Source organism: Frondihabitans sucicola, assembly GCF_030296615.1.
Lineage (GTDB): Bacteria > Actinomycetota > Actinomycetes > Actinomycetales > Microbacteriaceae > Frondihabitans > Frondihabitans sucicola.
The window spans coordinates 1-22,643 of record NZ_AP027733.1; the positions used below are offsets into that span (position 1 = coordinate 1).

37 protein-coding genes are annotated in these 22,643 nt (G+C 67.8%); 4 read left to right on the forward strand and 33 right to left on the reverse strand.

Features of this window, described 5'->3' with window-relative positions:
• Positions 1-482: 482 nt before the first annotated feature.
• The 13 genes from QUE79_RS25965 to QUE79_RS21805 all read right to left on the reverse strand — a co-directional run bounded on the left by QUE79_RS25965 (position 483) and on the right by QUE79_RS21805 (position 8,873).
• Positions 483-1,121: an RNase H family protein gene (locus tag QUE79_RS25965; RefSeq protein WP_350271756.1), complete on the reverse strand. Its 639-nt coding sequence runs from the start codon at positions 1,119-1,121 to the stop codon at positions 483-485.
• Positions 1,122-1,432: 311 nt separating this feature from the next.
• Positions 1,433-3,328: a hypothetical protein gene (locus tag QUE79_RS21750; protein WP_286347211.1), complete on the reverse strand. Its 1,896-nt coding sequence runs from the start codon at positions 3,326-3,328 to the stop codon at positions 1,433-1,435.
• Positions 3,329-3,445: 117 nt separating this feature from the next.
• Positions 3,446-3,676, reverse strand: coding sequence for a hypothetical protein (locus QUE79_RS21755; protein WP_286347141.1), 231 nt, complete (start codon positions 3,674-3,676; stop codon positions 3,446-3,448).
• 74 nt (positions 3,677-3,750) lie between these two features.
• Positions 3,751-4,218 (reverse strand): hypothetical protein, encoded by a 468-nt coding sequence (locus tag QUE79_RS21760; RefSeq protein ID WP_286347142.1) that lies wholly within the window; start codon positions 4,216-4,218, stop codon positions 3,751-3,753.
• 4 nt (positions 4,219-4,222) lie between these two features.
• The gene (locus tag QUE79_RS21765; RefSeq protein ID WP_286347143.1) at positions 4,223-4,558 is read right to left on the reverse strand and encodes a hypothetical protein; all 336 of its coding nucleotides are present in this window, start codon (positions 4,556-4,558) and stop codon (positions 4,223-4,225) included.
• Complete coding sequence (locus tag QUE79_RS21770; RefSeq protein ID WP_286347144.1) at positions 4,555-4,899, reverse strand: hypothetical protein; 345 nt, start codon at positions 4,897-4,899, stop codon at positions 4,555-4,557. Before QUE79_RS21770 ends, QUE79_RS21765 begins: the two co-directional genes overlap by 4 nt.
• 13 nt (positions 4,900-4,912) lie before the next feature.
• The gene (locus tag QUE79_RS21775; protein WP_286347145.1) at positions 4,913-5,227 is read right to left on the reverse strand and encodes a hypothetical protein; all 315 of its coding nucleotides are present in this window, start codon (positions 5,225-5,227) and stop codon (positions 4,913-4,915) included.
• A 153-nt stretch (positions 5,228-5,380) separates the two neighbouring features.
• Positions 5,381-5,689, reverse strand: a complete 309-nt coding sequence (locus QUE79_RS21780) for a hypothetical protein (RefSeq protein WP_286347146.1) — start codon at positions 5,687-5,689, stop codon at positions 5,381-5,383.
• 315 nt (positions 5,690-6,004) lie between these two features.
• Positions 6,005-6,583, reverse strand: coding sequence for a hypothetical protein (locus tag QUE79_RS21785; RefSeq protein ID WP_286347147.1), 579 nt, complete (start codon positions 6,581-6,583; stop codon positions 6,005-6,007).
• 159 nt (positions 6,584-6,742) lie between these two features.
• Positions 6,743-7,123 (reverse strand): hypothetical protein, encoded by a 381-nt coding sequence (locus QUE79_RS21790; RefSeq protein ID WP_286347148.1) that lies wholly within the window; start codon positions 7,121-7,123, stop codon positions 6,743-6,745.
• A gap of 94 nt (positions 7,124-7,217) precedes the next feature.
• Entirely contained in the window at positions 7,218-7,601 is a 384-nt protein-coding gene (locus QUE79_RS21795; RefSeq protein WP_286347149.1) for a hypothetical protein, read from the reverse strand.
• Positions 7,602-7,707: 106 nt separating this feature from the next.
• Positions 7,708-8,160, reverse strand: coding sequence for a hypothetical protein (locus tag QUE79_RS21800; RefSeq protein WP_286347212.1), 453 nt, complete (start codon positions 8,158-8,160; stop codon positions 7,708-7,710).
• The gene (locus QUE79_RS21805) at positions 8,157-8,873 is read right to left on the reverse strand and encodes a hypothetical protein (RefSeq protein ID WP_286347151.1); all 717 of its coding nucleotides are present in this window, start codon (positions 8,871-8,873) and stop codon (positions 8,157-8,159) included. Before QUE79_RS21805 ends, QUE79_RS21800 begins: the two co-directional genes overlap by 4 nt.
• A gap of 150 nt (positions 8,874-9,023) precedes the next feature.
• Here QUE79_RS21805 and QUE79_RS21810 point away from each other — a divergent pair, with 150 nt between their 5' ends.
• Positions 9,024-10,220, forward strand: coding sequence for a PKD domain-containing protein (locus QUE79_RS21810; RefSeq protein WP_286347152.1), 1,197 nt, complete (start codon positions 9,024-9,026; stop codon positions 10,218-10,220).
• Between the two features lie 151 nt (positions 10,221-10,371).
• On the opposite strand, the gene QUE79_RS21815 is transcribed toward QUE79_RS21810, so the two are convergent.
• The 6 genes from QUE79_RS21815 to QUE79_RS21840 form a co-directional block, all read right to left on the reverse strand.
• The gene (locus tag QUE79_RS21815) at positions 10,372-10,842 is read right to left on the reverse strand and encodes a hypothetical protein (RefSeq protein WP_286347153.1); all 471 of its coding nucleotides are present in this window, start codon (positions 10,840-10,842) and stop codon (positions 10,372-10,374) included.
• 121 nt (positions 10,843-10,963) lie between these two features.
• Entirely contained in the window at positions 10,964-11,269 is a 306-nt protein-coding gene (locus QUE79_RS21820) for a hypothetical protein (RefSeq protein ID WP_286347154.1), read from the reverse strand.
• Positions 11,270-11,278: 9 nt separating this feature from the next.
• Positions 11,279-11,632 carry a hypothetical protein gene (locus tag QUE79_RS21825; protein ID WP_286347155.1) on the reverse strand — a complete coding sequence of 118 codons (354 nt, stop codon included), beginning with the start codon at positions 11,630-11,632 and terminating at the stop codon, positions 11,279-11,281.
• A 1-nt stretch (position 11,633) separates the two neighbouring features.
• A complete protein-coding gene (locus QUE79_RS21830) occupies positions 11,634-12,164 on the reverse strand; it encodes a hypothetical protein (RefSeq protein ID WP_286347156.1) in 531 nt (176 codons plus the stop codon).
• Positions 12,161-12,565, reverse strand: a complete 405-nt coding sequence (locus QUE79_RS21835) for a hypothetical protein (RefSeq protein WP_286347157.1) — start codon at positions 12,563-12,565, stop codon at positions 12,161-12,163. The genes QUE79_RS21830 and QUE79_RS21835 overlap by 4 nt, the downstream gene beginning before the upstream one ends.
• Positions 12,566-12,673: 108 nt before the next feature.
• The gene (locus QUE79_RS21840; protein WP_286347213.1) at positions 12,674-13,837 is read right to left on the reverse strand and encodes an AAA family ATPase; all 1,164 of its coding nucleotides are present in this window, start codon (positions 13,835-13,837) and stop codon (positions 12,674-12,676) included.
• A gap of 113 nt (positions 13,838-13,950) precedes the next feature.
• On the opposite strand from QUE79_RS21840, the gene QUE79_RS21845 reads away from it, so the two are divergent.
• On the forward strand, positions 13,951-14,421 hold the full coding sequence (locus QUE79_RS21845) for a hypothetical protein (protein WP_286347160.1): 471 nt from the start codon (positions 13,951-13,953) through the stop codon (positions 14,419-14,421).
• Positions 14,422-14,520: 99 nt separating this feature from the next.
• On the opposite strand, the gene QUE79_RS21850 is transcribed toward QUE79_RS21845, so the two are convergent.
• From QUE79_RS21850 to QUE79_RS21870, 5 genes are read right to left on the reverse strand one after another with little or no spacing between them, the layout of a single operon-like run.
• Positions 14,521-15,249 (reverse strand): hypothetical protein, encoded by a 729-nt coding sequence (locus tag QUE79_RS21850; RefSeq protein WP_286347161.1) that lies wholly within the window; start codon positions 15,247-15,249, stop codon positions 14,521-14,523.
• Entirely contained in the window at positions 15,228-15,404 is a 177-nt protein-coding gene (locus QUE79_RS21855; protein WP_286347162.1) for a hypothetical protein, read from the reverse strand. The genes QUE79_RS21850 and QUE79_RS21855 overlap by 22 nt, the downstream gene beginning before the upstream one ends.
• A gap of 13 nt (positions 15,405-15,417) precedes the next feature.
• The gene (locus QUE79_RS21860; RefSeq protein WP_286347163.1) at positions 15,418-15,564 is read right to left on the reverse strand and encodes a hypothetical protein; all 147 of its coding nucleotides are present in this window, start codon (positions 15,562-15,564) and stop codon (positions 15,418-15,420) included.
• Positions 15,542-15,709 (reverse strand): hypothetical protein, encoded by a 168-nt coding sequence (locus QUE79_RS21865; protein WP_286347164.1) that lies wholly within the window; start codon positions 15,707-15,709, stop codon positions 15,542-15,544. Before QUE79_RS21865 ends, QUE79_RS21860 begins: the two co-directional genes overlap by 23 nt.
• Positions 15,706-16,251: a hypothetical protein gene (locus QUE79_RS21870; protein WP_286347165.1), complete on the reverse strand. Its 546-nt coding sequence runs from the start codon at positions 16,249-16,251 to the stop codon at positions 15,706-15,708. Before QUE79_RS21870 ends, QUE79_RS21865 begins: the two co-directional genes overlap by 4 nt.
• Positions 16,252-16,511: 260 nt before the next feature.
• Between QUE79_RS21870 and QUE79_RS21875 the strand changes: the two genes are divergently transcribed.
• A complete protein-coding gene (locus QUE79_RS21875; RefSeq protein WP_286347166.1) occupies positions 16,512-16,826 on the forward strand; it encodes a hypothetical protein in 315 nt (104 codons plus the stop codon).
• Positions 16,827-17,039: 213 nt separating this feature from the next.
• Positions 17,040-17,597 (forward strand): hypothetical protein, encoded by a 558-nt coding sequence (locus QUE79_RS21880; protein ID WP_286347167.1) that lies wholly within the window; start codon positions 17,040-17,042, stop codon positions 17,595-17,597.
• A gap of 76 nt (positions 17,598-17,673) precedes the next feature.
• On the opposite strand, the gene QUE79_RS21885 is transcribed toward QUE79_RS21880, so the two are convergent.
• From QUE79_RS21885 to QUE79_RS21925, 9 genes are all read right to left on the reverse strand, one after another.
• Positions 17,674-17,820, reverse strand: coding sequence for a hypothetical protein (locus QUE79_RS21885; RefSeq protein ID WP_286347168.1), 147 nt, complete (start codon positions 17,818-17,820; stop codon positions 17,674-17,676).
• Positions 17,821-17,908: 88 nt separating this feature from the next.
• The gene (locus QUE79_RS21890; protein WP_286347214.1) at positions 17,909-18,205 is read right to left on the reverse strand and encodes a hypothetical protein; all 297 of its coding nucleotides are present in this window, start codon (positions 18,203-18,205) and stop codon (positions 17,909-17,911) included.
• 85 nt (positions 18,206-18,290) lie between these two features.
• Positions 18,291-18,800: a hypothetical protein gene (locus QUE79_RS21895; RefSeq protein WP_286347170.1), complete on the reverse strand. Its 510-nt coding sequence runs from the start codon at positions 18,798-18,800 to the stop codon at positions 18,291-18,293.
• An 88-nt stretch (positions 18,801-18,888) separates the two neighbouring features.
• On the reverse strand, positions 18,889-19,728 hold the full coding sequence (locus tag QUE79_RS21900; RefSeq protein ID WP_286347171.1) for a hypothetical protein: 840 nt from the start codon (positions 19,726-19,728) through the stop codon (positions 18,889-18,891).
• Entirely contained in the window at positions 19,725-20,000 is a 276-nt protein-coding gene (locus tag QUE79_RS21905; protein WP_286347215.1) for a hypothetical protein, read from the reverse strand. The genes QUE79_RS21900 and QUE79_RS21905 overlap by 4 nt, the downstream gene beginning before the upstream one ends.
• The gene (locus QUE79_RS21910) at positions 19,997-20,311 is read right to left on the reverse strand and encodes a hypothetical protein (RefSeq protein ID WP_286347172.1); all 315 of its coding nucleotides are present in this window, start codon (positions 20,309-20,311) and stop codon (positions 19,997-19,999) included. The genes QUE79_RS21905 and QUE79_RS21910 overlap by 4 nt, the downstream gene beginning before the upstream one ends.
• A 63-nt stretch (positions 20,312-20,374) precedes the next feature.
• Positions 20,375-20,932 (reverse strand): hypothetical protein, encoded by a 558-nt coding sequence (locus QUE79_RS21915; protein WP_286347173.1) that lies wholly within the window; start codon positions 20,930-20,932, stop codon positions 20,375-20,377.
• Between the two features lie 9 nt (positions 20,933-20,941).
• Positions 20,942-21,133, reverse strand: coding sequence for a hypothetical protein (locus tag QUE79_RS21920; protein ID WP_286347174.1), 192 nt, complete (start codon positions 21,131-21,133; stop codon positions 20,942-20,944).
• A 257-nt stretch (positions 21,134-21,390) separates the two neighbouring features.
• Complete coding sequence (locus QUE79_RS21925) at positions 21,391-22,449, reverse strand: MDR/zinc-dependent alcohol dehydrogenase-like family protein (RefSeq protein ID WP_286347175.1); 1,059 nt, start codon at positions 22,447-22,449, stop codon at positions 21,391-21,393.
• Between the last annotated feature and the right edge of the window lie 194 nt (positions 22,450-22,643).

Genomic DNA, 22,643 nt, shown 5'->3' on the forward strand with positions numbered 1-22,643 from the left:
GGATGTCGAGCAGCACGCGCGTGAAGTACCGATTGGGCACCGGACGCCCGGTTGCCGGATGGAAGAGCAGGCTTCGGTAGGCGATGTAGGGCGCGATGTCGGGGACGGTGATCGTGACGGTGTCCTGCCGACCGAGAGGGGCCGAGGGCGCAGGGCGAGCCTGTCGAGAGTCTCGTCGATGTCGTCGAGCAGACCTGCGATCATTGCGGTCACGTTGCTGCCACCCATGTCGTAGCCGTGGCCGGATGTTCCGAGGCCACCCGGCTGACGATGTCATCCATGGTCTGGCTCTCCGGCCTGTGCGCCACCTCCGGCCTGGGGATGGTGATGTGCTCGGGGTTGACGTCTGCGCGCCTCGGTCGAGCGCGGTCGGAGGTGCTGACGCTTGACGTCGAGTCATGGGGGTCTCGCTTCACTCGTCTCGAACACGGGGGCGATGCGGAACCGGGACCCCCTACAGCCACGGTTCCACGTCGCCAATCTTAGTGTAGCAGGTTGCTAACTAGGCGATCAGCTCGATAGGCTCTCGCGCCCACCAGCGATCGATCGCCACGGGCTCCTGGCGGCGGCTGAGGGCTCGCGCCTCGGCAGTGACGAGCCCGCACTCGCATTCGCGGTCCAGGGCCCTCCTGGCGTCGTTTGCGGCGTGCCTGCGGAACTTCCTGAGCGCCTGGAGCACCTCGGAGCCGTAGTCGATGCGTCCCTCGTCGGCGGCGAGGCTCGCGAGGCGGTCGGCGGCGAGGCTCGCGAGGCGGTCGGCGGCATGGTTCGGGGGTCGCCCGGTGGCCGCGGACCCAGTGCGCGATGATCTCGCGCGATTCGGCCAGCTCGGCGAACTCGTCGACCAACTCGGGCCGGAACTTGGTCGGGCCGCCCAGGTCGAAGCCCGTGATGATCGCATACGGCGCGATGAGCGTCAGGGTCACGCGACTGTCCGTGCGCAGGTGCACCTCGGACCCCTCGGGCGTAGCCCTGACGGCCTCGATGGCGGCGCGCAGCTCGGTGCTGCCGACGTCAGAGGGGGTGGCGGACTGGCCGTACGCGTACGTGCCGTTCTCGCGGACCCAGGCCCATGTGCCGCGCGCCATCCTTCCGGAGGCATCCGAGCACACGGCGATCATCGGAGCGCCTAGCCAGCGATCCCGACGAGAGCCCCCGTGGCGGTGTCGCGACTACCCCTAGCTACGACACCACCACGGAGTGCGGACGGCCCTCCCAGACTCGTCCGCATACCCGAAGGCGACCGACCCGAATCGATCACCTGCGTGGGCGATCCTCCCCGGCGCGGATCAGGCGCTGAGGGGAGGTTCATGCGCTTTACTGTAGCAGGTTGTCACCCGTTGCCCTACTCGGATGGGCCATTCGTACCCCGCCTATGCGGAGACTTCGAGGAATGCCGGAGGGTCGGGGATGGGAGAGCGAGCGGAGCGACCTACGCGCGCGCCTCGGCGCGCTTCACGTGGGCGAGCCAGGCGGCAGCGAAGGGGTCCGTGCGCTTGAGCATGCGAGTGTCGAAGAGCCTGGTCATCAGCTCGGGCAACGTCGGCGGCTCGACGGGCGTCCGGGCGGCCACCACGGCGGCATCCACCCCTGCCGGGTTGAGCTTCCTCCATCCAGCCGCGATCTCGTCGAGCGCGACGGACACGTCGAACGGGAGCTGGGCCTGCTTGTCGAGCTGCTTGGCATGATCCAGCCATGCCTTGGCGCCCGCATCGGTGGCGAGCTGCGCGCGGCGGGCGAGGGCCAGGTAGTGGCGATCGGGAGCCTTCTCCACCGCTGCCAGGAGTACGCGTCGGTCCCTGTCGAGCGTGTTGACGTTGTCCCGGCGCCAGCGGGGCGCGATCAGGTCGAGGGCGGCGTGGAGGTCTTCGCTGAGATAGCCGCCGGATGCGGCGGCTCGGGTGACCATGAGCCACTGCGTCGAGTACTTGTCGGAGCCGAGGCGGGCATCCTTGGCCAGCGTCAGGTAGTGCTGGTCGCGCCCGTCGGCGACCTCAGGGGCGGATGCTGCCTCATCGACGACGGATGCGTCCGTGACGTACACGTCGCGCCAGTCCGCGTCGAGCTGGCTGGGGCTGGCCGAGCGCCACAGCGGCATGATGCTGTCGTACTGCGCCTTCACGTCGGCGGGCAGCAGGCCAAGGGAGTCGAGTTCCCGTTCACGGATCAGCCATGCGCGGGACGCCGTGGACTTCTTCGACAGCCGCCCGTCCGAGGCGGCGGCGATGTACGGTGCGCGGCGCGCTGTGCCCTCGGATGTCCGAGCGGACCGGGCTGCCCGGATGATGCTCGGCATCTCGGATCGCCATCCGGGGATGCTGTCATCGAGGGCCCGCTTCCGGGTCTCTGTGAGCTGCTCGCGACGGAGCTTCACGCCTTGCTCGTGGAGCCAGGACTTCGCGGGGCCGGTGATGGGTTCCAGGGGCCACCCCTTCGAGACCTCGACGATGCGGCGCTCGAAGAGGGACTTGGGTTCGATCTGGGCGGTTCCGGCCTCGACGGCCCGGAGGCGGGCGTCGGTGTCGAGGTCGGCGGCGTTGTGGTCCCGCCATCCGGGGATCGCCTTGTCGTAGCTGGCGGCGCGCTTCTTCGTGAGGTCGCCGGTGGCCAGGCGGTGGCGTTGGTCGTTCAGCCATCGGTTGCCGGTGGGCAAGGAGGCGAGGCGTCCTTCGGCGGCGGCGGCGAGGTAGCTGTCGCTGTCCAGGTCGCTGCGGACTGCCGCTCGATCAAGGTCGGCGAGGCGCTTGACTCGGCGGGCCGCCTTGGCGCGGTCGTCGGGATTCTCGGCGGTGATCTGGTCGAGCTGCTCGGCCGTGAGGGGGTTCACCCAGCCAGGGAGGGCTTCGTCGAGGACCTTGTCGGTCCCTGCGCCCTGGTGGACGGAGAGGAGGGCGCGCTGGAGCGTAAGCCAGTTGTCGGCGTCGGCCCCGACGGATGCGAGTCGACCTTCACGGGCGAGGGTGAGGTAGTCGTGGTCCCAGGAGGGCGGCTGCACGCCGTTGCGGAGGGCCCACCCGTCATCGAGTTCGCGGGGCGAGAGCGTGAGCCAACCGGGTGCGGCCTTGTCGAGCTGGGGCTTGAGCTGCGGCGGGAGGGTGCCGCGACGGAAGGCGCGACGCGAGTCGGCGAGGTAGAGAACTGCGGCCTTGACGTCCTCGCGCAGGGTGCCGGACTTGGCGGCGCGAACGAAGGCGGCCGTCGACATCGGCTTCGGAGTCGCCGGAGCTTTCGCTGGCGCCTTCGGAGGGGTCTTGGCGTCGGGCTTCGCGGCCGCCTTCGGGGCGTTGGCAGGGGCCTTCTTGGCGCGGGGTTTTGTTGCAGCAGGCATGAGCATCTCCGGGAGGAAGGAGGGCGATCGTGATGCACACCGTACCGCTGATTGCTTGGTCGAGCACCGCGCCGTGCCGGTCCCCTTGGGAGGTTGTCAGTGAAGCACGTGGCCGCTTCAGTCGCGGGCGAGCTGGCGCGCCAGGTCGCGGCCAAGGCGCGTGGTGGCGACCTTCCCGGCACCCGGTCCGATGTACTGCCGCTCGATGAGGCCGCGAGCCTCCAGCGCGGCTGCGGTTCGGGCGCCGACGCGATCGCGCATCGGGTCGACGTGACGCCCGACGCGAAGGGGACCGGCACTTTCGATCCAGGCAAGGGTGTCGAGCATGCGGGTGGTCAGGTCGGCCATGGTGGTCCTCTCGATGGGGTCTCTACTGGAGAGAGCGTCGAGGGGCCCCGATCTATCAGTCGGCGACGGACTTCTTACCAGCCCGGGTCTTCGTTGACGTGCCCGACGACGCCGCGCCCACGCTTCCCGGCGAACACGCGAGCGGGCTTCTCGCTCGCTCGGGTGTCGAAGATGTCGTCGTAGACGGCGAGGTACCTGTCCGGCAGGACCAGGCGTGCCCACGCATCGACGAGGCGGAGCGCATCCTCGATCGACGCCTTGTTCGGGGTCCGCATGAGGGAGCGGCCGAAGACGCTCTGTGTGAAGTCGGAGTTGCCCTGCTCGATCCAGCCGAAGGAAGAGCCGTGGTCGCCTTCGTCGCCGAGTCCGCACTTGAAGACGATGGCGTCGTAGAGGACGAGGGTCACCTGCCGCTTCTCGGAGTCGTAGGTGAAGTCGTGGTTCTTCTGGCCGAAATAGCCCCACACGACGCGGGACAGCTCGTCGACGTCCGTGATGCGGCGCTGCGGGTCGTCTGGTGTTTCCGTGTCCCTTGTGGTCATTTGACTACTCTCCCAGGCTCGTGTCATCGGGGTAGGTCTCCAGCCAGTGGCCGAGACCCTTGAGGTAGCGCCCGACGCCGGTAGCGCGGGCGAAATCCTCCCCGAGCGGGTCGAGCTTGTCGGCGCCGAGGGCGGCCACCTCCGGCGAGAGCATGTGGCTAGCGAGACCGAAGTTGGCCAGGCCGTGCAGCACCGCGGCGACCTGGTTGCGAGTGGGCGGCGGATCGCCGTGAAGGTTCGCGTCGAGATGGAGAGCCTGGGCGCCCATGAGGACATCCGCGGCGTGCTGGCCGTTGAGGTCGTAGGCGCTCGGGACGGAGGGGTCTCTGTGCGCGGTCATCGGCGGTTACTCTCCCACTCGCGAACGCGGGCGAGGTGGGTCGCGGCCCAGGCGGGCAGCTCGCTCATACGGCTCGCGGGCTCGTCCCACTGCCGGACATTGTCGTGGAACGCGACGCCGCGGCGATGCTGCCCGTCACTGCCATTCGTCTTGACCGTCGGGCCCTCGATGTACACGTCGAGCACGCCAGGCTCGGAGAAGCGAGAGGCGCTGATGGTGAGTCGCTGCGGCTTGATCTTGACGCGGCGACCGTGCTGGAGCTGCGTGAGGTGGGGAAGATCACCCGGCAGGTCGAACTCGTACTTGACGCCCGGCTCCTCCTCGGTGAGGTGGAAGGTCATGGTTTCCGTGTCCCTACTGCTCGGGGAGGAAGTGGAGCGCGCCGATGATGATGGCGAGCCCACCAAGGGTGGCAGCGTCCACAGGCAGAAGGCGCCGGAACCCCTTCAGGGTGAGCTTCGGGCGCTGGAGCGTGTAGGCGACGGGTGTGCCTGTGCGGGCGGCCTCGTCGGCGCGCTCGGCGGCGTTGTCGGCGATGACGATGCGCCCCTTGACGATGAGGTTGACCGCGACGGCCAAGCCGATGATGAGCCAGAGAATCGGCGTGGGCACGGCGGGCGCGAAGGCTTTGAAGGCACGCGAGGCGGCCGCTGCCAGAAGAATGATCATGGGGCTCCGTTGCGAGCTGGGATGGCGCGTGGCCCGCACGGGACAGCGCTACCTGGATAGCGTCAGTATAGCAGGTTGCGACAGAAGCGGTCTTCGTCGGGCGCACCGGAACGCCCCAGGCCCGCATGGCCCAGGGTGTTCGAGCGAGTGCTCTTAGAGGGCGGAACGGAGTTCGAGGAGTTCGTCCAGGATCGCCACCCGACGGGCACCGTAGCTGCGGCGCTGTTCCGGGTCGGCCGAGCTGGTCTCGACCTCGGTGAACACGAGGATGGCGCGCCCGAGGGCATCGGCGGAGTTCCCGAAGGGACCACCAGTGCTCGCCAGGGCCCGGGTGAGGCGGAGGGCGTTGCTGAACTCGATGGGGCTCGCGGCTGAGTTGCGGGCCTTGATCGATGAACGGCGTCCGTCTCGGAGCGCCTCGACGATGCGTGCTTCGAGGGAGGTGGTGTCGATCGCGGTCATGCGGCTGCGCCCTTCTGGTCGCGTCGGAGCTGTTCGAGGTCGCGCATAGTGTCCGCGCGGAGGCGGCGCCAGCCATGGAAGGCGTCGCCGGTCTCGTTTGCCGAGAGGGGGATGCTTCCTGCGCCAGGAGCAGGGCTGTGGCAGTCAGATCGGGGTCGGCCGCGAGTGCCGCGCCGACGGCGAGTGCCGCGAGGACCTGATCCCGTCCGGCGTCCCACTGCGCCGCCGTCAGGGCGGACCTGGTGGACCGCTGCGACTCGCCGAGCAGGCGCTTGAGCCTGATCCCGGCGAGTCGCTCCGAGACGATGTGCTCCATCAGCGGCTCGCCCTGTTGGCGGCGATGAGGAGCTTGGTCAGCGTCTCGGTGGTGAGCGTGGCGTGGCCCTCGAAGTCGAACTCGATGCGGCCCGGACCCGTGGCAGGGATGCCCGCCTTGCGGATCATCGTGCTGAGGTTCATCACCTTGTCGTACTCGGCTGCGCGTGCTTCACGGGCGGCTTTCTCCTCCGCCTTGCGCTCGGCTTCGATCCGCGCCTGCTCCGCAGTCACCTCGTCGAATGTGCCCTTGAGCATCGCCGGGGAGATGGCGCGCATGAACGTGCCCCGCGGGAGCTTCGTCGACATCTGGGTCTCACCGAGGAGGTCGTTGACGTTGAGCGCTCGAAGCTCTTCGAGGTGCTCACGGATGCTCTCCGGCTTCTGGATGGCGAGGATCGCCAGCATGCGCTTGGCCTCGCCCTTCTTGGCCTTCCGGAGCGTCCCCATCTCGGCACCCTGCGACGTGGAGAAGAGCACCGGCGTCGTCGTGTCGAGGATGAACATGGCGCTGGGCTCGAATTCGGCGGCGGTGCCGGTGGTGTAAAGCTCGCCTGCGGTGATCTCGGTGGTCTTCATGATGTCCTCTCGTGGCCCGTCCCTCGGGCCGCTTGATTGCTACAGTACACGTGCATATGCACTTCGTCAACTGTGGTTCGCGAGAATCTTCGGCAGGGCGTCCACGCGCCAAAAGCCCCGACCGCGCGGGGCGATCGGGGCTCTCGGTGATGGTGGGTGCTACGCGGCGATGCTCTCCAGCACGTCCGCCTCGACCTGCGACGCGAAGCCTGCGGCGAGGGCGAAGGTTGCGACGTTGGCGAACACGAAGCCGACCAGTTCGGCCGCCCTCTCGCTGAGGCCGACGGCGTAGACCATGTTGCCGTTGATGTAGGTCTCCATCTCGGCCGCGTCGTCGACGAGCACCTCGACGTTGCTGACGCCTTCGCGGTAGCCGATGACAGCGCGGCTGAGGTCGTGCGAGGTCTGGATGTGGAAGTAGAAGCCCGCCTCGGTGGCGAGCGTCTCGGCGGCGAAGCGCGCTGCGGAGTCGCCCGAGAAGGTCTCGATGGTCTCGGCGAGCTTGTTGCTGACGATGGGGCGGATGGCGGTGATGGTCATGATGTCCTCTCGTGGCCCTGTCCCTCAGGGCCTCTGAGAGCTACAGTACACGCTGCATATGCAAGCGTCAACACCGCGAGGAAACTCGGCGTGTCTAGTCGTCGAGGAGGATGCGCAGGGCACCCTTCAGTGCCGCCTTGTCGCGCGTGAGCTTGGCGACTTCAGCCTCCAGTTCAGCGATGCGGGCGTTGACGGGAGCGGGCTTGAGCGCGGGCGCTGCGACCACCTCGCGGGCGGGCGCTGCGGCAGCAGGCGCGACGGCGGGCGCCGGTGCGGCCACGGGCTCCGACTTCGGCTCCGGCTCGTTGGCCTTGTCGTACGCCTTGATCCATCCGCGGAGGGACTGTTCCCCGACCTGGTACTTCTCGGCCGTCTCCCGGATCATGCTCCGGTCCTTGGGGTTCGCCGCGCGCCGGGCCAGAACCTCGTCGGTGGCCTGCTGGCGGGTCTCGGGCGTGTACTTCTGTTCGAACGGCATGGGATTCCTTTAGCGAGATGGTCAGGCGTATGTAGCGAGCATGAAGAAGCTCATGCTGAGCGGGTTTCCGTGTCCCTTAGGTCCACGTTAGAGAGTGCATATGCGTTTATGCGAACTGGGGCGTGACGGGCATGCTGCTCGTCGACATGCGACGCAGGGTCCGCATGAACTCGTCGGTGCCCTCGGTGCCGTTCCGCGCACTCTCGACATAGCCCGCAAGAGCAAGTCGCACGACGTCCGAGAGGCTGTCGTCATGATCGAGCGCAACGTCCTGCGCGGGTGCATATAGCTCATCCGCGATGCGGAAGACGCGGTTCTTGGTAGCGGCCATCAGAGGGTCACCTTTCCAGCGAGACAGTCGGGGCAGACGTCGGACTCGGGACGAGTCTCGACGCTGGGGAAGTACGAGGCCGCCGCCGCAGACGACGGGGGCGAAGTCGGGGGTGCGCTCATCGTCGCGGGCGCGATCGGGCAGGTGATAGATCACGCCGTCCGGCTCGGGGTACTTGCGGATCAGCTCACCGAGGACTCTGCGACCCCTCACTTGCTGCGGCGTCACGTGAGGTCCCCTGCGTGCGTGAGGAGCTGCTCGCGCATGCCGGGGCGGCGGGCGTTCATGAGGACACGGACCCGAGTCGGAGCGGTCTTGGTGAGTGCGCCGGACGACAGGAGCCCGAGAGCAAATGAGGCCAGCTCTGCCAACTCGCGCGCGCGCCGCTCGTCATCGGCGATGTTGCGGATGCGGACGAGTTCGTGCGGGAATGCCTGGGCGCGATTGGTCCACGAGTCGTGGCTCTCTCCCGGGGTGTCATAGGCGGCGAAGACGCAGTGCTTGAGGATCAGGGCCACGTCATCGAAGTAGTTGCCCTCGACCTGCACGTGAGGAACTCCGTGAGGATTGCTGGAGGTGGGCCGCATGCCGTCGGCGTCAAGGGGCTTCGCCATGTCCACGCCGACGGAGGAGCGTCCCTCGTCCCAGCCCTTGTGGGCGCCGCGCTCGGTGGCGATGAGCACGTCGAGTTCCGCGGCGCGGTGGTGGAAGGCGCTGAGGTGGAGCCCGGCGACTTCCGAGGTAACCATCGAGCCGATCGAGTGGGCTCGCTCGCTGTTGGCGGCCGCGCCGTCCGCGTTGACCGTGAAGCTGGTGGCTTCTTCCCGCACCTTGAGGGCGAGGCGTTCGAGGTCGCGGGCGATCAGCTCGGCGTGGTCCGTGACGGTCCTGTGGAGCGCCACGATGTGGTCGACCTCAGGACGTGACGTTAATTCAGACATAAATGTACTGTAGCACAGTGCATAGGCAGTCGCTAGCTGGGTAGCGCCCAGGTCAGCGGTTGCGAATGACCCCCAACCGAGGGATAGACACTTAAACCATAACGTGTACTGTAGAACGAGTGCCGGGAGGGACCCGGCCGAGAGGACACCATGACCACCCAGAAGACCCGCCAGCCGATCCGCGTTGCGGCCGCCGTAACTGCCATCACGCTGGCATCCGCCGGTCTCGCACTGACCGGCGCCGCAACGGCGCACGCCGACGAGACGCCCGTCGCGCCCACCACGGAGCAGACGCCCGAGGCGACCACGCCCGCCGTCGACCCGACGAGCGAGCCGACCGCTCAGGACTCGACACCCGCGGCCGTCCCCACCGACGAGCCCGCCCCGGCCCCCACGGACTCTCCGAGCCCGGAGCCCACCGCGGACCCCGCGCCCAGCAGCGACCCGGCCCCGTCCGGCTCCCCCACGCCCGAGCCCGAGCCCACCGAGTCGGCTCCCGTCGCCGACCCGGCACCCGAGGAGCCCTTCGTCGCCCCGGCCCCCTCCTTCACCGCCGCCGTCACGGACGGTCTTCACGTCCACGTCGATGCCACCAGCACCACGCCCGGCAGCGACCCGATCACGAACTACGAGTGGACCTTCGGGGCTGCGGCCAGCATCTCCGGTGGCCCGGTCCAGGACTACACCTGGCCCACCGGCACCCGCGGCACCGTCACGATCACCCTTCGCGTCACCTCCGGCGGCCAGGTGTTCACGAGCACCCGCGAGGTCACCGTGACCACGCCGCCCGTGTCGAAGTTCTACGTCGGCGAGCACAGCGGCCTCTGGGTCGTGTTCGTCGCCAGCGGCGACACCGACCCGAACAAGTACCTGTCGTTCTGGGACTTCGGCGACGGCTCCACCCACGGCGGCTCGATCGGCAAGCACGCCTTCGCCAAGGCGGGCACGTACACGGTCACCCTCACGACGCAGGACATCGCCGACCCGACGGTCATCAGCGTCGCCACGCAGTCCATCACCGTCAAGGCTTCCGCACCCGCGGACCCGGGCGCCGGAACCGGCACGGGCACGGGCACGGGCACAGGCGGTGGCACGGGTGCCGGTACCCCCGTCAAGACCCCGACGCCGGTGGTCACGATCCCGGTGGCGACGCCTGTCAGCTTCTCCGGCACCGCGACCTCGGGCGTGAAGCCCGCGGCGGTCCGCGAGCAGGCACTCCCGGAGAGCCTGCCGTACACCGGCTCGCGCGATCCGCACCCGGCTGGCTTCGCGGCGCTGGTCTCCATGCTTCTCGGTGGCGGCCTGCTCGTCGCCGCACGTCGCCGCGGTCGCAAGCACTCCGCCTAGCTCTGCCACGAAGGGGAGGCCGTCGAGACGGCCTCCCCTTCGTCATGCCCGGGGCCGCCTCGCCGGATACTCCCATCCCCGACCCTCGGGCTCGGAGCATGGCAAAGGGCGCCACGCGAGTTGCGTGGCGCCCTGATGGATCGGGCCCGAGTCAGGCCGTGGGCTCGACCCCGAACTCCGCGAGGTGGTCAGCGAGGAGCGAGCCCTCCTTCGGGAACCGCTCGGACTTCCAGCCACACGAGCACTCGGGCGGGAAGCCTGCGAACGGCAGGACGATGGCCTGGTGCTCCTTCTCCGCGGGCTGCTCCAGCGCGAACTCCAGCGGGATCGAGGAGCAGGGCTCCCAGTCGCCGTTCTCGTTGTTGACGCTCGTTCCGAGTTCGAGGATGGGCTTGCCGGACTCGTCCTGGTGAATCCAGAGGGAACCGATCTGCACCCCGTTGATCGTCAGCCAGACGTTGCCCCCGCTGTGCATGAGGTCGCCCTGGGCGCCCATGCTGTCGATCTCCGAGGTCTTGAGCTGGTAGGTGACGCCGGTGAAGTCGTTGTTGAGACTGAGGGCGAGCTGCTCGGGCAGTTCGGCGGCCTCGATTGCGGTGTTGTGGGTGATGGTGCTGCTCATGATGTCCTCTCCGTGGCCCGTCCCTCGGGCCATTTCTTACAGTACGCGGCACCACCGACATTCGTCACAGGGCACGGCTGCTGCACCCCTTGAGACGCACGTTTCCGTGTCCCCGAAGGCGCTACCGCCACTCGTAGCTGAAGCGCCACTCCAGGGCGTCGAGCCCCTCCTCGGAGATGTCCGGGCGCAGCTCGGCCAGCCGCGCACGCATGTGCCGGGACCCGTGGAGGAGCGAGTCCTCCGTGCCGTCTCCCCATTCGACGGGGATGGCGTTGGCATCCTCGACCGCACGGAGGATGGCAGCGCGCAGCCCTGCGTCGATTCCGCCGTCGAAATGGTCGAATCGGGCGGCGGGGTAGGCGGAGATGCCGCGCCCGAAGTAGATGGCAAGGGCGTGGCCCAAGTCCGTGTTGGCGGGCGTGTGCATGGCGTCTCCCTAGTTGACCATGAGGCCGATGAGACTGCCCCCGAGCCACTGCGCGACGAGCATGGCAGGGATTATCGCGAGGGCGATGACCGAACCGTTTCCGCCGAGCTTCGCGGAGGGGCTGACGGCGAAGAGGGTGAGGATGACGAACGCCGAGAACGAGCCGAGCCAGGCGAACAGGGCGACGGCGTGGCCCGCAGCCGCACTGGACGGGGCTGGGCAGGCGTCGATGCAGGCGCTGGAGAGCCCGTAGATGAAGAAGTCCACCAGCGTCAGGATCACGAGGACGACGATGGAAGCCATGATGAGCACCACCGTCAGGCTGTCGGAGCGCTGGGCCGGGCGCGGCTTGTCCCACCGCATCTCAGCCTCCGATGATCATGTAGGCGACCCAGGAGCCGATCTGCACGACCCCCATGGCAGCGCCCGCCACTGCCGCGACCGCCACCTGGGGACGACCCTCACGGACGCGCTGTCTGCCGACGATGAGGCCGACGACCCAGGCGACCACGCTCAGGAGCCACCCAATGACGATGGTGGCGTGCTGCGCCGACGCGATGGCCTGCGGCGTCCGAACGTCGATGCCGTGGGCGAGCCAGTAGAGCACCAGGTCGAGCGTGGAAGCGGCGAGGAACGCGATCACCGCGATGGTGCGCAGAAGCAGGGGCAGCTCGATGCGGAATGACCCCGTGCCGACCATGTCGATCTCGCGCGACTTGCCGGAGGACTGACGGGCCTTCGAGATGAGGAACGCGATGAGCCCGCCGATGGCGAGGATGCCGATGATGCCCCCTCCGAAGCGCCACAGGAGCAGTGCGCCGACGACGATCCCGGCGACGAGGCCGACCCGCTTGACGACGGCGGTCGTGCGGGGCATCTCCTGGTCGAGCCTCACGACATGCTCGCTTGGAACAGGGCGGTGAGAGCCCAGGCGCCGATCTGGACGGCGCCGACGACGAGACCGAGGCTCAGCGCGGTGACCCAGGAGCGGCGGGCTCTACGGATAGCGCGGATCGTGAGCACGAGGCTGGTCCACCAGAGGGCAGTGGAGACGATCCATCCGATCACGACGGTCGAGGCGACGGCGGCCGCCTGCGCGTGTGGGGTCTCGACATCGACTCCCCCGGCGGTGATCCAGAGGACGAAGTCGAGGCCGGAGGCGCAGAGAAGCGCGAAGGCCGAGAGCACCAGGAGCACGATGGCGATGGCCGTCGAGGCGGGGCGGCCCTGCCGGGGCTCGGTGAGAGGCGGCGGCCCGTACGCGGGCGCTGGTGGCATGGGTTGCAGGTCAGTCATGAGTCCCCCTGTGGTGCAGTCAACTCACGGTATCCACCGCGGACCGCATCACAGGGGGTCACTTCTGCCCTAGTCGAGCCCGATTTCAGCCCTGTTTCCGTGTCCCTGTTATGCGGCGTCACCCTGGAAGTGAAGACCCCGGAACATGGCGCAGCGGCGGAAGAGGTCCGTCGAGAGGGGCTCGCTCTTGTGCTCGGAGACGCGGAGCGCGAGGCGCAGGAGCATCTTCATGTCGCGGGGCGCGATCTCGGGGAACCCAGCGACGAGGCCGTCGATGAGGGGTCGACCGAGGTCCACACCGCTGTTCTTGCCGAGCACGTCCCAGATTCGGGCCGCATCCGTGGCGTCGGGAAGGGTGTAGTCGATGATGGCCGCGCATCGGGAGATGATCGCGTCATCGATATCGTCGGACCTGTTGGTGGTCATGATGATCAGCGCGGACGTGTACTCCAGGGTCCTCAAGAACTCGGCGACGATGGCGTTCTGCTGGATGTCGTTGCCTCGGGCGCGGACGAACACGTCGCATTCATCGAGCGCGATCACCGCGTTCCAGCGCTTGGCGCGGTCGAAGACCTCTTCCAGGTTCTTGCGGACGGTGTCGGCGGTGATGCCCAGAGTGCCCGAGTGGATGGAGTACAGGGGGCGCTTGATCAGCTCGGAATAGACCTCGCTCGTGAGGGTCTTGCCGACGCCGGGTACGCCCTTGCAGAGGATGACGTTGCCCGCGCTCTTGCCCTCGATGATGTCGCCGGTGAACGTGGCGATGTCAGTGGTGAGGATGTCGAGCAGCTCCCGGTGATCGGCGGGAAGCACGAGCTTGTCGCGGAGGGTGAGGTCGTACTCGTAGGCGGTGAGGTCCTGGCTGTTGACCCACAGGAAGTCATGGTTGTGCAGGTCGAAGACGCGAAGAACGGACCGGATCGGCACCTCGCCGGTGGTGTCGCCGTCGCTGGCCTGGCCCCGCACGGCGCCGAAGAGTTCCGAGTCGGTGCGCTCGGCGAACGCCGGAATCTCCTTCGGGGCGATGTCGTGGATGACGCGCCGGTTCGTGAACTGGGTGCTCCGGTAGCTGCGACCAGCGATGCCGGTGAAGCGGAACTGCTCGGCGAAACCCTCGGTGAGCTTCTTCCGGTAGTCCTCCGTGGACTTCTCGTAGGCCGCCTTGAGTTCGGGGGTCTCGTGGAAGATGCCGCGACCCGCGAGGACGTCGGCGACCTTCTTGCGCGTGATGTCGGCCTTGTGGAACGACTCGGTCGTTCGCATCGGGCCCATGCCGTCGTTTCGACCCCCTCACTGCCAGCATTATTCGATTCCAGGCGAATGTAGAGCGTGGGCTCACCGCCGCGGCTGTCGTCGTTGATCCCGATGCCGGTGACGAGGTAGGCATGCAGATGCCCGTCGGACTCCTGGCGGTAGACCCAGCCGTCGATGAGGTCCTTTTCGAGGTAGGCCTTGATGTGGCTGACACCGGCGCCGAAGCTCGGGATCGACTTCGAGAAGTCGCCCTTCCGAACGAGCTGGATCGACTCGATCATGCGGACGAAGGACTTGTCGTCGGCCTCCTCGGCGGCGGCGATGAGGTCGAGGAGAGTCTCGTCGGTGATGTCGTAGTCGTAGATCGTGGCGCTGTCGTTGTTCCAGCCACTGCTGCGCTCCTTGTAGCGGAGCAGGTGTTCGTTGGTGACGTGGGCAAGAACTGCCCTGGGGGCCTGAATGGTCATGGTGTCCTCTCGTGGCGCCGTCCCTCGGCACCTATTCGTTCTACTTCTACAGTACACGCATATGCACATACGTCAAGCGTAACGGGAGTTACGGTCGCGTCAGGATTCGCTTCCCCCGGGCTCTCCCATCCCTGACCCTCGGGCGAGGCGGGCTGGCGGCGCCCGCCTCGGGTGTGGGCAGAAGTGTTCCGACGGCGGAAGGGATGTGTGTGCGACCCGGCCTCGCTGCACCCGTCAGGCGCGGTTGCCGTCCTCCGCGCTCAAGGCGGCCGCGAGAGCCTGGTCCTTGGTGACACGGACGCCGTTGAGGGTCCAGCCCCCGCGGTAGAGCGTGTCGCCGTAGTCCAGCGCGCCGAGGTCGAAGTCGGAGGCGTCCTGGTCGTCGAGGTGGATGACGGTCAGCTCGCCGTGCCGGGCGGGGCCGTAGGCAGCGGCATTGAGCGCGAGTCCCTCTTCCGTGAGGGGGCCGTGGTCGAGCGGGGTGTGCGGGTGGAGGCGCTCGACCTCCGCGAGTAGGGCCCGTCCGGTCCCGTGGCGCTGGTGACTGGGGAGCGTCTCAATGGACGAGACCTCAACGATCCCGCCGACGAGGCGGAAGAAGATGCGGGCGATGCGGAGCCCGTCGGCGATCGCAGCCACCGACTCCAGCCCACCGGGGCGCCCGTTGGTGTCCGTGTGGACGAGCTGCATGTTCACGGTCGTGGTCGACACGTCGGCGCGGAAGACGTCGAGGCTATCTGCGGGCGCGAGGATCGCCTGCACGAGCGGGTGATCGCGCTTCTCGGCGAGCACCTCGTGGCCACGTCGGAGAATCGAGCGCAGCGCGGCCTCGGTGGGCTCGTCGACGAGGTCTTCCACGAGAAGGCGCGTCTGCGACTGTGGGCGGTCGACCGCCTGCGTGATGCGTGGGTCGGCGGGGTTGCTGATGCGCCTCCGGAGCGTCACGGTGACCGTGCGGCGCACGGCGTCATGTTCGGCGGCGAGGCTCGCGCTGACGGTCCCCCGAGGTAGCCCTCGCCTATGAGAGCGGCGGCGGCCGCTCGTCCGGGGCTGGAGCTGGCGACGAGGAGCTGGTCGATGATGCTGTTGACGCTCGGCGCGGAGGTGGTGTCGTTCATGTCTGCTCTCGGTCTATCGGCTCAGGCGAGGATCGCGATCTTCCCAGTCGGTACGGTCATCGGCCTCTTCGGCGATGAGTTCCCAGAACGCTTCGATCTCGGCGCGGCTCATCCTTCGGAGCGTGGCGCGGATGTCGTCACGCTGCTCGGTGGAGAGCACGGGCCTTCTGTCGCTGCTGACGGATGTTGTAGTCGACGCGGTCGTCGTCCTCCTCTTCAAGGAGGAGGTGCAGCTCGTCGATCTGGTCGGCGCTCATGCCTCGCAGCATGTCACGAAGGCGCTCACGCTCGGCGCTGGAGATCACTTGGCCACCTCCACGAGCGAGGCGCGGAGAGCGTCGATGAGGCCCTGGATGCGGTCCTTCGTCGCGGCCTCCAGCTCCTTTCGCTTGGGGTCGTCGTAGACCATGCCCACGGTCGACTGGTATCCGGCATCCCGGGCGACCTTGGTCTCCGCGAGGAGGGCGGTCATCTGCTCGGGCGTGGCCGCGGGCTCGCCGACGCCGCCGAGCCAGCCGATGACGGGCTTGCCGTCCTTGGTGTCGCCGATGCGGAGCGGTCCGCCGTTCCGGAGGCTGAAGGTCCAGGCGCCGATGTAGTACGTCGACTCCTCGTTGGGGAACTGGTGGTCGGCCTGCGAGGCACTGCCGAGCTTGTTGACGTACATGGTCTCCAGGATCACTGTGTCGACCTTGACCGAGAGGTAGCCACCGTCGATGGTGGCGTCGTAGGTGCCCGCCTTGACGAGGAGCTGGTGCCAAGCGTCGGCGGACTGGAAGTCGGCCCGGCGACGCAGGGCGTCTTCGTGGATCGTGAGCTGGAACTTCTCGGCCGTTGCGGTGGTCATGGTGTCCTCTCGAAGGGCTGTCCCTCAGCCCCGCATTGCCTACAGTACATGCATATGCACAGTGCGTCAACACTGATTTATGGACGGCCTGAGGAGCCTTTGTCCGCGAGATGGCCGCGAGCAAGGCGATCGCGGAAATGAGGGACGGAGTGGAGCGCCCTGAGCGGGGTGGGGTCATTTGGTGGCGCTTTTGAAAAAGGGTGGGGTCATTTGGTGGCGCCCCCTTTTGGCCCTATTTCACAACTAGCTACCGTAAAAACATGACCAAAAACAAGAGCACCATCAAGCAGGCCCTCGCAACGATCTACACCGATCCGCTGCCCATCTCCCTCAATGCCATCGAGATCATCTTCCTCACCTGCGGCACCTTCAGTGCTGCGGTCGCGGCGTTCGCCCTGGCGGCGTCCGAGATCACGGGCAACGCCTTCACGGTGGGAACCTCCTCCGCGGGTGCGTCGGCGGTCACGACCGCGACACTCATGTTCGTCGCGGGCGCGGCGTACGCAATCACCGTGATCCGCGTGCTCCGCAAGGGCATCTCCGCACGCAAGACCCTCCTCGCCCGCGAAGACTAGAACCGGACGACGACGCGCCCCGCTCAACGGCGGGGCGTTTCGTCGTCCCGACTCCTCGACCTCGGCGCCGTTCAAACCACATGGGCCGTTCGGGGTGGAGGGTCGGGGATGGGAGTGAAAACGGGATGGCCTCGGAGTCCGGGACGAAATCGCAAGTTGCTAGCGTAAAAACCAGGGCCCGAAGGCCTATTCGACCATGACCGAAGGACGCCGATGATCATCCGCGAAGCTACGCTCCCCGCATCCAACAATCTCGACATGGGCCAACAGTTCCAGGCCAACGAGGCCAGCTACGGCGCCTGGATCGGCTACTGGGAGATGAGCGCGGAACTCAAGAGCCAGATCATCAGGACCTCAGCCGTCGTCACAGGGGGTGCCGCAGGGACCCTGGTGACACTCTGGGCCCTCACGGCCACCCTCTTTCACGCAGCCTGGCCCATGGCTCTGATCCTGACCGCCTTCGTCATCGCCGTCGAGCGATGGGTGATCAAGCATCACTTCGGAGCCATCTTCACCGCCGGGGCGCGTGCAAACGCCCTCGGCGAGGCGATTGCCGAAGGCCTGGTGGCGATCGGCTACGAGTGGACCCAGGCGGCGTCCATGATCAAGATGGGCTGGAGCGACCCGGCGGGAGCGCCGTCGGGCACGATTCTCTGGTTCTGGGCCGAGGGCAAGCTCGGCCCGGATGAATACCGTCTGCACCTGACGCCCGAAGGGGACCACTGGCGCGCCCAGTTCGAGCAGATCGCACCGGTTGGGATCGGCGCCTAGTCTTCCCAACCCCAGTTGCAAGAAGCGCCCGACGCTACAACTCCGAGCCTCGTTGAGTTGTAGCGTCGGGCGCTTTTCAGTCGACGTCGCCGCGCGACCAGCGGCGCTTGCGGCCGACCTGGCGGTTGACACGGAAGGGGACGCGACGCGCGTCTCCGTTGCCGCGGTTCTTCCAGGGCTTGCAGAGAGCACAGCCCTTCTGGCGGTGGGACCTGTGAGCCATGGAGGCTCCTTCCGAGGGCTACACCCGCCTCGGGAGGCGGGGTAGCTTGACGCGTCCCGTGCTCGGTTCCATGGTCTGAGGGTAGCCGCTAGAGCGAGCCACCCTCCAGGATCGTGATGGACTCGAAGAGCATCGTGGACAACGATCGGTGGGCGTAGTTGCCGAAGTCGCGGCCGTCGTCCGCCACCAGCCGCCACTCGATCGGCAAACCCTGGCCGCCGACGTCGTGGCCGTCACGCATCCGGCGCCCACTCCGCTCGTAGCGCTCGGCAACACCGACGTGCTCGCCGTCAACGAAGACCTGGCGGGTGCCCAGCAAGTGGAACCCATGGATGGCCATGCCGACGCCGGGTCCGCCGTCGGCCCGACTCGGGGAGATGTGCACGAGGGGTCGACCTCGATACGCCCGACGAGTGAGCGGGACCCGTTGTGGTCGCGGGTTGGCTTGACGATGGTGCGCTTGGGCTCGGTCATGCGTGCACCGGGCGCGCGGCCTCGACGATGGCCGAGCGCGCAGCGAAGCGCTTGGCGGCCTCTGCGTCGTGGATCGGGCCGGAGATGCCGAAGTGCCGCATGCCCGCGGAGGCTTCGCGCATCGCCGTGGCGGCCTCCTGGATCGCATCGAACGTGGGGGCGGCCTCGCCTGCCGGGGCGACCCAGGCGTATGCGACTGCCGAGTCCACGTAGCCGGTCTTGATGGGCACGGGGCCCATGGGGGCGAGGTAGTCGGGCCGGAACCAGACGCGGACGGTGGTGTGCCTCTGGGGGCGCGAGGAGCCGTACTTGCGGGCGCTCAGGCAGTAGAAGGCTGGGACCTCCGCATAGAAGCCGTTGGTGCCAGGCTCGGAAGCGACGATGGGGTAGATGCCGTCCTTCAACTCGTAGACGTCGTAGTCGCGCTCACCGAAGAGGTAGGCGCGGTGCGTGATCTCGCCGACGACGGTCATCGTCATGGTCGTTGGGTCGAAGGTGTTCGACATGGTGGGCGTCCTCTCGGAGACCGTCCCTCGACCTCGTGCGTCTTACAGTACATGTAAGACGAACGAGCGTCAATACTCAGAGGCGGCGCTACGGGCAGGGCATGGTCCCACCGTGCCCGTTGGAGACGACGCAGCCGTAACCGCCAGGAGGCACCACGCCTCCGCCGATGTCGCCGCCGAGCGTCCCTGCGCCGGGAGGCGTGGAGCGGGCGACTGGAGGCGTGGAGCCACCTCGCGAGGAGCTGGTGCCGCCGGTGTACGACTTGACGGGCGAAGCCTGCCGGGCCGCGGCGACTCGGGCAGCTTCGGCGGCAGCCGCCGCTTTCGCGGCTGCCTCTGCCGCAGCCTTCTTGGCGGCAGCTTCGGCCTCCGCCTTCTTCTTGGTGGCGGCGACCTCCGCGGCAACGCGGGCGGTCTCGTCCTTCTGGAAGGTGGCGAAATCGATCGCGAGGGCCGAGGTGTCGAGGGAGAGCTGGCTGGAGGCCTGTCGAGTCTTGGCGGCCGTGGCGGTGATCGCCTTGGCGGCGGCGCGGTCCCCGCAGGTCTTCTCGGCGTGCAGTGCTGCGAGGTCGAGCTTGTCATTGCCGACGGCCTTGATGAAGTCGACCCCGCTCGGGCGGGCGGAGGTTGCGGCGACAGCCGCTACGGCGGGGTGCGCCGCGTAGCTGGTGCTCTTCCAGCCCTTGCCGCCCGGGAGCGTGGTGCTGGTGATGGCCTTCAGGGTGACGTCGGCCGCCTTGTTCGCCTTGCTGGCACGGGTGGCGGCCTTCTCGCCAGCCTGGAGCGCAGCTCCGCACTGACGGCTGGTCTCGGCGCCGTAGGCGCGGTTCGCTCCGACGGCGACCCCGGCCCCGACAATGACGGCGGCGGCGGCGAGGATCGCAATGAGGCGAAGGCCCGGCTTTCGGCCCATGGTGGTCTCGGTCACAGCGACTCCCCCTGAGCCTTGGCGGCGGCCTGGTCGCGGGCGCGGATGTCGGCGAACTGTTGGATGACGGTTTCGAGCGAGCCAATCCCCCACTGGCTGATGGTGTGGCGTCCGTCGCCTTCGGTCGTCATCGACTTCAGCTCGATGGCGCAGTCCTCACAGATGCTCGAACGGTAGAAGCGACCCGGGCGACGGAAGCTGCCGCCGCCGAAGTGGGAGGCGAGCAGGACGTCCTTGCGCAGCTCGCAGCGGTTGCACTTCCCGCGCCTCATCGCTCGACCTCGGCGTCGGGGTAGGCGATGGCGCGCCACTCGGCGATCTCCGCCTGGTTGAGCTTGCCCTTTCTGGCCTCGGGCTCACCGTTGGCGACCATGGCGTCGATGAGCGCTTGGATGCCTGCGGCGTGCTCGCGGAGCTGCTCGACGGACGGGTAGAAGGTCGCGCTGAGCGTCATGCGCCCGGCCTCGTCGCTCTCCTGGAGGTGGATGGATGCGTGCCCGTCGTGCATCACGGCCGCCATGTGCTGCGAGCCGTAGTGCTCGATGACGGTGCGGCTCTCGGTGAAGGTCTTGCGGGTGCTCATGACGTCCTCTCGTACGCCTGTCCCTCAAGCGCATTCCTACAGTACATGCTGTCTTGCTGAGCGTCAACCGTTGTCGGCCGCGCGGGCCACCTCCTCGCGCTCCCTCCAGCCCGGAAGCTGCTCATCCAGGAGGCCCGTCATCCATGCATCGAGAGAACCCCGTCGCTCGGTGGCGAGATTGTGCTCAAGCCTGATCGCATCGCGAAGACGGATGGGCGTCGTTGGCCACCCCTCGGCCAGTCTCCCGACGAACTTCGCATCTTGATCGCGCATCCAGGCATCGTTCTGAACTCGGAGACGTGCATCTCGTTCGGCCCTGGCGCCGGAGCGCGCCGACTCCAGCCAGTCCCAGGCCCGCTTGTCCCCTCTCCCTGAGTAGGGCGCGTCGAGGATGTCGATGGCGAAGAGCCGTCCTGGCGCCGTCCAGGCGCCTGCGTAGAAGACGTCGCAGAACTCCTGGGCTGAGCGCTCCGAGCGCACCAGGAGGACCGATCGCTGCACTCGGACCCACCGGGAGCCGCCCTCGTCGCCCCACGTGCTGGTCCAGTCGCGCCGCAAGTACTCGTGGCCGTCCTGGTTGAGGTCGTAGGTCAGGAGGAGGACGTGTTCACCGAGGGCCATGCGCCGAGATTACCGGCGCGAGGTCATCGCGGGAGGTGTTTCCGTGTCCCTGCCTTCGAACCAGTCCTGCACCTTCCGGTAGGCGCGGTTCAGAGTGTCGATGTCTCGCTGGGTGCCCTCATCTTCGAGGTGCACCTCCAGGAGGGCGACGGCGGCGGTGATTGCGCCGAACTGGGCCTGGGTGAGTTGGGGATTGGGCATGGCGCCTCCTGGATCATCGAGAGAAAGCCCCTCACTCTCTACAGGCCGCAAGATGGGTCCAAATCCCGGCATCGTGGTGAATTCCCAGCCTTCGCTGGTCGACGTTGTTCGCAACCTGCTACACTAGACACAAGTCGCCTCGAACACGACCCAGAAGGCCCCACCGTGGGATGTCGGAGTCCCTCTCCGCCCCGCTTACCGGAGTAAACCTGGCCCCCTAGGCCAGCCGGGACAGGTGGGGCCTTCCTTCATTCCCGCTACGCGGCCTCGACCACCGGCTCGACGGTCGTCGGCATCTCGACCACGTTCGACTCCGGGGCTCCCGCGAGGATGCGTTGCATTGTCCCGTCCAGCGCAACGCCCACTCCGCAGAGCAGCAGCGCGAGGCATGACGCAGGCAGGAGCCAGACGGCCCCGACTGTCGACACGATGAGCGTGCCGAGAAGAGGCCCTACGAGGCCTCCGATCGTGATGCCCTGCGCCATGATCGCGGCCGAGCGGCCAGGCGAGAGGTGTGGGCGGGCCGTGGCTGCCAGTGGATAGATCGCCCCAGCCACCGGTGCCTTGAGGATGCCGATGAGCACTCCGCCGCCGACGAGCATCACCGCGGCGGCGATCGCCCCAGGATGCGGGAAGGCGATGAAGGTCGCAGCGATGACCGCCGTGGGGATCGCCTGGCCCGCCAGCCCCCGATAGACCGCGCGGGCGAGGCCGCGGGTCGCGTCCTTCCGCGCCGCGAAAGCGAAGCCGCCGATGATGTGCCCAGCGCTCGGCGCCGAGCTTGCCGCACCGACAAGGCCCGCCTGTCCGGCGCCAACGAGGACCGCAGTCGATCCGGCTCCTAGGAGCGCTCGGGCGACGTGGTACAGCGAGTATGTGGCGGACATCCACCAGTCGTGAAGACCCGCCACCTTCCCGATGCGGGTCTTGGCCTTCGCGGCAGGCTTCTGGTCCGGCAGGTGTGACACGAGCAGCCAGCCGATGAATGCAGCGCCGCCGAAGCCGAAGACCGCCAGGGGCGACAGGAGCACCAGTGGCGCGGCGAGGGCCGGGCCGACGGTCCACGCGGTCGCCGAGAGCGTCGGTTCGAGGATGCTGCCACGGGCGCTGAGTTCAGGGCTGAGGTCCAGAGCGTGCCACCAGCCCTGAGCGAGCGCTGCGATACCCGGCGTCGTCGCTGAGAACAGGAACGTGGTCGCGGCGAGCCCGATGACGCCGACGCCCATCTCTCCCCACACGAACGCGCCAACGGAGAACAATGCGACGACGATCGCCTGGGCGGCTGCCGCGAAGCCGAGCACGAGCCGGACCCCCACCGCTCGACCCAGCGCTGGCTGATGCCATTGACGGCCAGGAGGCGGCCGCACCCGCCGCGCTGATGACGCCGAGCGCCGCGAGCCCGGTCAGCCCGGAGTGGAGGCCCGGTAACCAGTTGAGGTGGGCCTGGACAGCGACGAGCGTGGCGATGGCAGTCGTGAAGCCGGACGTGGCGACACGGACGATGAAGACG

Excerpts from the sequence above, each read along its gene's own strand:
- QUE79_RS21790 (WP_286347148.1), bottom strand. The coding sequence starts at position 7,123 with ATGACCATCACCGCCATCCGCCCCATCGTCAGCAACAAGCTCGCCGAG.
- QUE79_RS21820 (WP_286347154.1), bottom strand. The coding sequence starts at position 11,269 with ATGCACACGCCCGCCAACACGGACTTGGGCCACGCCCTTGCCATCTAC.
- QUE79_RS21840 (WP_286347213.1), bottom strand. The coding sequence starts at position 13,837 with ATGGGCCCGATGCGAACGACCGAGTCGTTCCACAAGGCCGACATCACG.
- QUE79_RS21775 (WP_286347145.1), bottom strand. The coding sequence starts at position 5,227 with ATGATCATTCTTCTGGCAGCGGCCGCCTCGCGTGCCTTCAAAGCCTTC.
- QUE79_RS21880 (WP_286347167.1), top strand. The coding sequence starts at position 17,040 with ATGATCATCCGCGAAGCTACGCTCCCCGCATCCAACAATCTCGACATG.
- QUE79_RS21920 (WP_286347174.1), bottom strand. The coding sequence starts at position 21,133 with ATGCCCAATCCCCAACTCACCCAGGCCCAGTTCGGCGCAATCACCGCC.
- QUE79_RS21885 (WP_286347168.1), bottom strand. The coding sequence starts at position 17,820 with ATGGCTCACAGGTCCCACCGCCAGAAGGGCTGTGCTCTCTGCAAGCCC.
- QUE79_RS21895 (WP_286347170.1), bottom strand. The coding sequence starts at position 18,800 with ATGTCGAACACCTTCGACCCAACGACCATGACGATGACCGTCGTCGGC.
- QUE79_RS21755 (WP_286347141.1), bottom strand. The coding sequence starts at position 3,676 with ATGGCCGACCTGACCACCCGCATGCTCGACACCCTTGCCTGGATCGAA.
- QUE79_RS21910 (WP_286347172.1), bottom strand. The coding sequence starts at position 20,311 with ATGAGCACCCGCAAGACCTTCACCGAGAGCCGCACCGTCATCGAGCAC.
- QUE79_RS21785 (WP_286347147.1), bottom strand. The coding sequence starts at position 6,583 with ATGAAGACCACCGAGATCACCGCAGGCGAGCTTTACACCACCGGCACC.
- QUE79_RS21845 (WP_286347160.1), top strand. The coding sequence starts at position 13,951 with ATGCAGATGCCCGTCGGACTCCTGGCGGTAGACCCAGCCGTCGATGAG.
- QUE79_RS21825 (WP_286347155.1), bottom strand. The coding sequence starts at position 11,632 with ATGCGGTGGGACAAGCCGCGCCCGGCCCAGCGCTCCGACAGCCTGACG.
- QUE79_RS21905 (WP_286347215.1), bottom strand. The coding sequence starts at position 20,000 with ATGAGGCGCGGGAAGTGCAACCGCTGCGAGCTGCGCAAGGACGTCCTG.
- QUE79_RS21815 (WP_286347153.1), bottom strand. The coding sequence starts at position 10,842 with ATGAGCAGCACCATCACCCACAACACCGCAATCGAGGCCGCCGAACTG.
- QUE79_RS21750 (WP_286347211.1), bottom strand. The coding sequence starts at position 3,328 with ATGCCTGCTGCAACAAAACCCCGCGCCAAGAAGGCCCCTGCCAACGCC.
- QUE79_RS21855 (WP_286347162.1), bottom strand. The coding sequence starts at position 15,404 with ATGAACGACACCACCTCCGCGCCGAGCGTCAACAGCATCATCGACCAG.
- QUE79_RS21915 (WP_286347173.1), bottom strand. The coding sequence starts at position 20,932 with ATGGCCCTCGGTGAACACGTCCTCCTCCTGACCTACGACCTCAACCAG.
- QUE79_RS21795 (WP_286347149.1), bottom strand. The coding sequence starts at position 7,601 with ATGCCGTTCGAACAGAAGTACACGCCCGAGACCCGCCAGCAGGCCACC.
- QUE79_RS21810 (WP_286347152.1), top strand. The coding sequence starts at position 9,024 with ATGACCACCCAGAAGACCCGCCAGCCGATCCGCGTTGCGGCCGCCGTA.
- QUE79_RS21765 (WP_286347143.1), bottom strand. The coding sequence starts at position 4,558 with ATGACCGCGCACAGAGACCCCTCCGTCCCGAGCGCCTACGACCTCAAC.
- QUE79_RS21780 (WP_286347146.1), bottom strand. The coding sequence starts at position 5,689 with ATGACCGCGATCGACACCACCTCCCTCGAAGCACGCATCGTCGAGGCG.
- QUE79_RS21870 (WP_286347165.1), bottom strand. The coding sequence starts at position 16,251 with ATGACCACCGCAACGGCCGAGAAGTTCCAGCTCACGATCCACGAAGAC.
- QUE79_RS21835 (WP_286347157.1), bottom strand. The coding sequence starts at position 12,565 with ATGACTGACCTGCAACCCATGCCACCAGCGCCCGCGTACGGGCCGCCG.
- QUE79_RS21770 (WP_286347144.1), bottom strand. The coding sequence starts at position 4,899 with ATGACCTTCCACCTCACCGAGGAGGAGCCGGGCGTCAAGTACGAGTTC.
- QUE79_RS25965 (WP_350271756.1), bottom strand. The coding sequence starts at position 1,121 with ATGATCGCCGTGTGCTCGGATGCCTCCGGAAGGATGGCGCGCGGCACA.
- QUE79_RS21805 (WP_286347151.1), bottom strand. The coding sequence starts at position 8,873 with ATGTCTGAATTAACGTCACGTCCTGAGGTCGACCACATCGTGGCGCTC.
- QUE79_RS21760 (WP_286347142.1), bottom strand. The coding sequence starts at position 4,218 with ATGACCACAAGGGACACGGAAACACCAGACGACCCGCAGCGCCGCATC.
- QUE79_RS21875 (WP_286347166.1), top strand. The coding sequence starts at position 16,512 with ATGACCAAAAACAAGAGCACCATCAAGCAGGCCCTCGCAACGATCTAC.